We start from the raw sequence: 6,000 nt of genomic DNA, 5'->3' as shown, positions 1-6,000 counted from the left end.
TACCCACTTGGCCAGGTCGCACAGGGAACTGGCCTCCCGGGACCGGACCACGCACGGGATGCGTGTCGCCGCCTCGGAGTCGAGTACGCCAGGGACCAGTGCGCTCAAGACCGTTCGGAGCGTGCGGCTGATCGGACTCACGCTCAGTCGAAAGGAACGGTCAGGGGAGGAGGCGTTGTTCCTTTGCCACCGCTACCGCGCCCGCCCGGGTGTCGACGCCCAGCTTGTCGTAGATCCGGCCCAGGTGGGTCTTTACCGTGGCCTCGCTGATGAAGAGCGCGCGGGCGATCTCCCGGTTGCCGAGGCCGTGCGCGAGCTGCCCGAGGATGTCGAGCTCGCGCTCGGTGAGGGTGGGGCGGCCCGCGCCCCGCATCTGCGCCATGACGCGGCTCGCCACCGGCGGCGAGAGGGTGGTGCGGCCCTCGGCCGCGGAGTGGATCGCGGCGAACAGTTCCTCCGGGCGCTCGGCCTTGAGCAGATAGCCGGTGGCGCCGGCCGCGATGGCGCGGGTGATGTCGGCGTCCGTGTCGTACGTGGTCAGGACGAGCACATGGGGGGCGCGGGGGGCGTCGTGCAGCGCGGAGATGCGCCGGGTGGCCTCCACCCCGTCGATGCCTTCGCCGAGTTGCAGGTCCATCAGGACGACGTCGGGCCGCAGCTTCGCGGCCAGCGCGACCGCCTCCTCGCCGCTGCCCGCCTCGCCGACCACCTCGATGTCCGGCTCGGAGCCGAGCAGCGCGAGCAGCCCCGCGCGTACGACGACGTGGTCGTCGCAGAGCAGGATGCGGACCGGGGACCGGACCGGCTTCGTCATGACGGGTCCTCCACGTTCTCCGGGGCTTGCAGGGGGAGCGCGGCGGACAGCACCGTGCCCTCGCCGGGCGCCGACTCGACAGTGAGCGTGCCGCCCAGCTGCTGTACGCGGGCCCGCATCGCGGGCAGGCCGTGCCCCCTCACCCGGCCGGGCCCCGGGGTGTCGGCGGGGGCGAAGCCCCGCCCGTCGTCGGCGATGTCGAGGACCACCTGGTCGCCGAGGAAGCTGAGGGTAAGGGCGGCGGTGCTCGCGGCCGCGTGCTCCCGTACGTTCGCCAGCGCGCCCTGCGCGATGCGCAGCAGGGCGGACTGCGCCCGGTCCGGCAGCGGTACGGGAACGCCCTCCAGGTGGAAGCGGACCACCGGCCCCGGACGGGCGGGCCGCCCCGGCGACGCGGCAGATCCGGCCGCTTCCGCAGCTTCCGCGGCTTCGGCGGAGGTACGCTCGGCCAGCGCGCGCAGCGCGTCCGCCAGCGGCGCGCCGCCGTCGAACTCGGGCGGGGCCAGATCGTGCACCATGCGCCGCGCCTCCGCCAGCCCGCGGGCGGCGATGTCCGTCGCTGCCCGGACATGGCTGCGGGCGGCGGCCGGGTCGGCGTCCCAGGTGCGGTCGGCCGCCTGCAGCAGCATCTGCTGGCTGGACAGGCCTTGTGCGACCGTGTCGTGGATCTCCATGGAGAGCCGCTGGCGCTCGGCGAGCGTGCCCTCGCGCCGTTCAGTTGCGGCCAGTTCGCGCCGGGTGCGGATCAGATCGTCGATCAGGAGGCGCTGGCGTTCCGCCTGGCGTTGCATGTGGACGAAGACGGCGGTGGCCAGCGCGGCCACGGCGGGCGGGGCCAGCAGCAGGTTCGGGTCGAAATCTTCCGCGAGCCGCACCTGGGCGGCGACCACGAAGGCCGTGAGCAGGGCGACGAGAGCGAGGGCGGCCCGGAGGGGGAGGGTGCGCAGGCCCGTATAGAAGAGCGGCACCGCGCACCACGCGAAGCTCGGCGCGAGCAGCACCAGCACCATCCAGGCGGCGACGACGAGCCCGAGCCATAGCAGCCGGCGGAGGGTGGGCGCCGCGCCGCCCGAAGCGCCTGCCGCAGCACCTCCCGCAGCGCCGCCCGCCACCCCTCCGGCGGGGCCGATCACCGGGCCGGACGGGACGGGCGCGAAGCGCTTCCTTGGAAGGGTGGTGGTGGGCGACGGGAGGGCGTACAGCAGCGCGAGCACGATGCTCAGCGCGATGATCCACGGGGTGCGGGACTCACCCGGGTGCCGGAGCAGGAAGCGGACGAGGGAGGCGGCGAGCAGCAGGAAGAACGCCGCGTGCATGACGGGCGCGAGCCAGCGGGCGTCGGGATCGGGGCCCGGCCCGTTGCCGGTCCCGTTGCCGGGGCGGGCGGTGGCAGTCTGCACCTCGTGCTCCTCGTGCTCCTCGTACTCCTTGCGACACCCCTGACCTGTGGGTACGTACCCATGCTGACCCGGCGGGACCACCCCCGCATCAACCGATCGGCTGACCCGGCCGTCCCCCATCATGCCTGCGCACGGCAGCCGGTACGCCGACCGTCGGGGCCCGGATCCGGCCGGAGGATCGAAGGGAGACAGAGCACAGCGTCCGTAAGCCCAAGGAGCCCGACCATGAAGAAGCTGTCCCTGCGCGCCCGTGTCCTGACCGGTGCTGTCGCCGCTGCCGCCCTCGGTGCCGGCACCTTCGGCGCGATGTCGGCGAACGCCGCGGCCCCGGCAGCCGCCCCCGCCACCACGGTGAACGCCGACGCCTCGAACAAGAACCTCCACCAGACCACGCACCTCACCATCGAGGCTGCCACCAAGGCCGCGCAGGCCACCCTCGACGCCGCGGAGCAGGAGAACCAGCGCGTCACCGTCGCCGTCGTCGACCGCAACGGCAACACCCTCGTCGTCCTGCGCGGCGACGGCGCCGGCCCGCAGTCGTACGAGTCCGCCCAGCGCAAGGCGTTCACCGCCGTGTCCTGGAACGCGCCGACCTCCGAGCTGGCCAAGCGGCTCGCCCAGGCGCCCAACCTGAAGGACATCCCCGGCACGCTGTTCCTCGGCGGCGGCGCCCCGGTGCAGGCCAAGGGCGCCCCGGTGGCCGGCATCGGCGTGGCCGGCGCCCCGAGCGGTGACCTGGACGAGAAGTTCGCCCAGGCGGGCGTCGCGGCGCTGAACAAGTAGGAGCCGAGGAACAGGTAGGACCCCGGGGGCACCCGGGGCCCCGTCGCCCCGGGTGCTCTTACCGCAACCCGCCCCGGAATGCACGGTTTGCCACATAGGATCATCGGTGTGGATCACCGCAAGCTCGTACGCCTCGCCGCCTCCGCCTCCGCCTCCGCCTCCGCCTCCGCCTCCGCCTCCGCCTCCGCGTCCGCCTCTGCCTCCGCCTCCGCCTCCGCCTCTGCCTCCGCCGTCGCCCTGCTGGCGCTCGCGACGGCCTGCACAGGCGGCGGTGTGCAGGGCGGCCCAGGTGCGGCCGGCCTGCGCGATCCGTACTTCCCGAAGTCCGGGAACGGGGGGTACGACGTCACCCACTACCGGCTCGGCCTCGCCTACACGCCGCAGGACGCCGAGCTCACCGGCACCGCGGAGGTCACCGCCCGCGCCACCGAGGCGCTCAGCGCGTTCAACCTCGACCTCGACGGAATGACCGTCACGAAGGTGACGGTCGACGGCAAGAGCGCCCGCTTCAACCGCGCGGGCCAGGAGCTGACGGTCCGTCCGCCCGACGACCTGGCGAAGGGCAAGACGTTCCGTACGGTCGTGAGTTACGCGGGCAAGCCGAAGACGATCACGGACCCGGACGGCTCGAAGGAAGGCTGGCTGAAGTCGGCCGACGGCGCGCTGGGCCTCGGCCAGCCGGCCGGCTCGATGGCCTGGTTCCCCGGCAACCACCACCCCAGTGACAAGGCTTCGTACGACATCGAGGTCACGGTCCCCAAGGGCTTCACGGCCGTCTCCAACGGCGAGCTCAAGTCCCGCGAGAACAGCGGGAGCCGGGACACCTTCCGCTGGCACTCCAAGGAGCCGATGGCGAGTTACCTCGCCACGGTCGCCGTCGGCAAGTACGACACGAAGACCTCCGCCACGAAGGACGGCCTGCCGGTCTTCATCGCCGTGGACCCGGCCGAGGCGAAGGCGAGCGCCGCGAGCCTGGCCCGGATCCCCGAGATCATCGAGTGGCAGGAAGAGCTGTTCGGCGACTACCCCTTCTCCTCGGTGGGGGCGGTCGTCGCCCGCGAGGGCGCTGCCGAATACGCCCTGGAGACGCAGACCAGGCCCGTCTTCCCCGGCGCGGAGTCCGTCGAGACCGACCTCGTCCATGAACTCGCCCACCAGTGGTTCGGCAACTCCGTCACGCCGAAGACGTGGGCGGACATGTGGCTCAACGAGGGGTTCGCGACCTACGCGGAGTGGCTCTGGGACGAGGACGAGGGCAACAAGACGGTGCAGGAGCACTTCGACGAGAACTTCAAGGACGCGGACAACTGGGCCTTCCCGCCGGCCGATCCGACCGGCCCCGAGGTGATCTCCGAGTCGCCGGTGTACGGGCGCGGGGCGATGGTCATCCACAAGATCCGCGAGGAACTTGACGACGACGAGCTGTTCTTCGACATCGTCGAGGGCTGGGCGCAGGACCACCGCCACGGCAACGCGGACACCGAGGACTTCAAGGCGTACGCCGAGGAGGAGTCCGGCCAGGACCTCGGCGACGTCTGGAAGACCTGGCTGCACGGCAAGGACCGCCCAGACGGCCCCTGAGCAGCAGAAACGTCACACTGTCGCTCGTCCGGGTGACGGAGTCCCCCGTACGTCCGCGGCCCGGTCGCCTACGCTGGAAGCATCGCTCCGCACGAAGGAGGACCGCCGTGGCACTGACCGCCCCAGAGCGCGAACCGCGCACGGACGCCGACGAGAACACTGCCTCATCGGTCGAGGAAGCCTTCGAGGCGTTGAGCGCGGCAGCCCCGGAGGGATGGCGCGTGGAACTGATCGAAGGGGAAATCCACGTGGTGCCTCCAGCCAACGGCGAGCACGAAGAGATCGTGTCGGAGCTGTCGGGACAAGTGCGCGACCATCGCCGGGACCTCGGCCGCTTCACCGGAGTCGGGCTACTCGTGCCCGGTGCCTCACCCACCGGCAAGGTCGTTCCCGACCTGGTGATCGCGCCCAAGGGATCCTTCAGCGACCAGCTGGAGTACCACGACCCGGGTCCCGTCATGCTCGTCGGGGAAGTGACCTCGGACTCCACCGCGGACAACGACCGCGGCCCCAAGCTGCGCGGCTACGCACGCGCCGGTATCCCGTTCTACCTGCTGGTGGACCGGGAGAAGGGGCACGTGATCCTCTACACCGAGCCTTCCGGAGAGCGGTACACCCGCGACGTCGGGGTGGAGATCTCCAAGACGATCACGTTGCCCGAGCCCTTCGGCTTCGATCTGGACACCGGCGAGTTCTGACCCCACGCCTGGTCTGCCGGCGGGTTTCTGTGCGAAGGTGCCCCGGCTCGCGGAGCCGGGGCACCTTCGCGACAACCCGCCCGCGTACGTCAGAGGTTGACGCCGAAGTCCTGGGCGATGCCCGACAGACCCGATGCGTAACCCTGGCCCACCGCGCGGAACTTCCATTCCGCGCCGTTGCGGTACAGCTCGCCGAAGACCATGGCGGTCTCGGTGGCGGCGTCCTCGCTCAGGTCGTAGCGGGCGATCTCGGCGCCGCCGGCCTGGTTCACGATGCGGATGTACGCGTTGCGCACCTGGCCGAAGTTCTGGCTGCGGGTGCCGGCGTCGTAGATCGAGACCGGGAACACGATCTTGTCGACGTCGGCCGGCAGGCCCGCCAGGTTGACGTTGATCGCCTCGTCGTCGCCCGCGCCCTCACCGCTGCGGTTGTCGCCGGTGTGCACGATGGTCTGGTCCGGCGTCGACTTGTTGTTGAAGAAGACGAAGTGGCCGTCGGAGACGACCCTGCCGCCCGGGTTCACCGCGATGGCCGAGGCGTCGAGGTCGAAGTCGGTACCGGTGGTGGTACGGACGTCCCAGCCGAGGCCGACCGTGACGGCGGTCAGGCCCGGTGCCTCCTTGGTGAGCGAGACGTTGCCGCCCTTGGACAGGCTTACAGCCATGGGGATGTCCCTTTCCTCGTTGTGGTGCGGGCTTCGCACCGAGTCAGGAGCGAAGCTAC

At 71.4% G+C, this 6,000-nt stretch carries 6 protein-coding genes; 3 read left to right on the top strand and 3 right to left on the bottom strand.

All coding sequences use genetic code 11. The features are described from left to right. Window positions 1-160: 160 nt before the first annotated feature. Together NLX86_RS29480 and NLX86_RS29475 are read right to left on the bottom strand one after the other, a co-directional pair. Window positions 161-814 carry a response regulator transcription factor gene (locus tag NLX86_RS29480; protein WP_254374848.1) on the bottom strand — a complete coding sequence of 218 codons (654 nt, stop codon included), beginning with the start codon at window positions 812-814 and terminating at the stop codon, window positions 161-163. Then, entirely contained in the window at window positions 811-2,130 is a 1,320-nt protein-coding gene (locus NLX86_RS29475) for a sensor histidine kinase (protein WP_254374858.1), read from the bottom strand. The genes NLX86_RS29480 and NLX86_RS29475 overlap by 4 nt, the downstream gene beginning before the upstream one ends. 309 nt (window positions 2,131-2,439) lie before the next feature. Between NLX86_RS29475 and NLX86_RS29470 the strand changes: the two genes are divergently transcribed. From NLX86_RS29470 to NLX86_RS29460, 3 genes are all read left to right on the top strand, one after another. Next, window positions 2,440-2,997 carry a heme-binding protein gene (locus NLX86_RS29470; protein WP_254374847.1) on the top strand — a complete coding sequence of 186 codons (558 nt, stop codon included), beginning with the start codon at window positions 2,440-2,442 and terminating at the stop codon, window positions 2,995-2,997. A 237-nt stretch (window positions 2,998-3,234) separates the two neighbouring features. Continuing rightward, the gene (locus NLX86_RS29465; RefSeq protein WP_254374857.1) at window positions 3,235-4,578 is read left to right on the top strand and encodes a M1 family metallopeptidase; all 1,344 of its coding nucleotides are present in this window, start codon (window positions 3,235-3,237) and stop codon (window positions 4,576-4,578) included. Between the two features lie 107 nt (window positions 4,579-4,685). Further along, window positions 4,686-5,276 (top strand): Uma2 family endonuclease, encoded by a 591-nt coding sequence (locus tag NLX86_RS29460; protein ID WP_254374846.1) that lies wholly within the window; start codon window positions 4,686-4,688, stop codon window positions 5,274-5,276. Window positions 5,277-5,365: 89 nt separating this feature from the next. Here NLX86_RS29460 and NLX86_RS29455 read toward each other — a convergent pair whose 3' ends face one another. After that, complete coding sequence (locus NLX86_RS29455) at window positions 5,366-5,941, bottom strand: TerD family protein (RefSeq protein WP_254374845.1); 576 nt, start codon at window positions 5,939-5,941, stop codon at window positions 5,366-5,368. Between the last annotated feature and the right edge of the window lie 59 nt (window positions 5,942-6,000).

This window comes from Streptomyces sp. A3M-1-3 (assembly GCF_024213665.1).
GTDB lineage: Bacteria > Actinomycetota > Actinomycetes > Streptomycetales > Streptomycetaceae > Streptomyces.
Note: the sequence above shows the minus strand (reverse complement) of the source record. Positions and strands in the feature narration are given on the sequence as shown.

What these genes read in the sequence shown, in the direction of transcription:
- NLX86_RS29480 (WP_254374848.1), bottom strand. Translation starts at nt 814, where the DNA reads ATGACGAAGCCGGTCCGGTCCCCGGTCCGCATCCTGCTCTGCGACGAC.
- NLX86_RS29475 (WP_254374858.1), bottom strand. Translation starts at nt 2,130, where the DNA reads ATGCACGCGGCGTTCTTCCTGCTGCTCGCCGCCTCCCTCGTCCGCTTC.
- NLX86_RS29470 (WP_254374847.1), top strand. Translation starts at nt 2,440, where the DNA reads ATGAAGAAGCTGTCCCTGCGCGCCCGTGTCCTGACCGGTGCTGTCGCC.
- NLX86_RS29455 (WP_254374845.1), bottom strand. Translation starts at nt 5,941, where the DNA reads ATGGCTGTAAGCCTGTCCAAGGGCGGCAACGTCTCGCTCACCAAGGAG.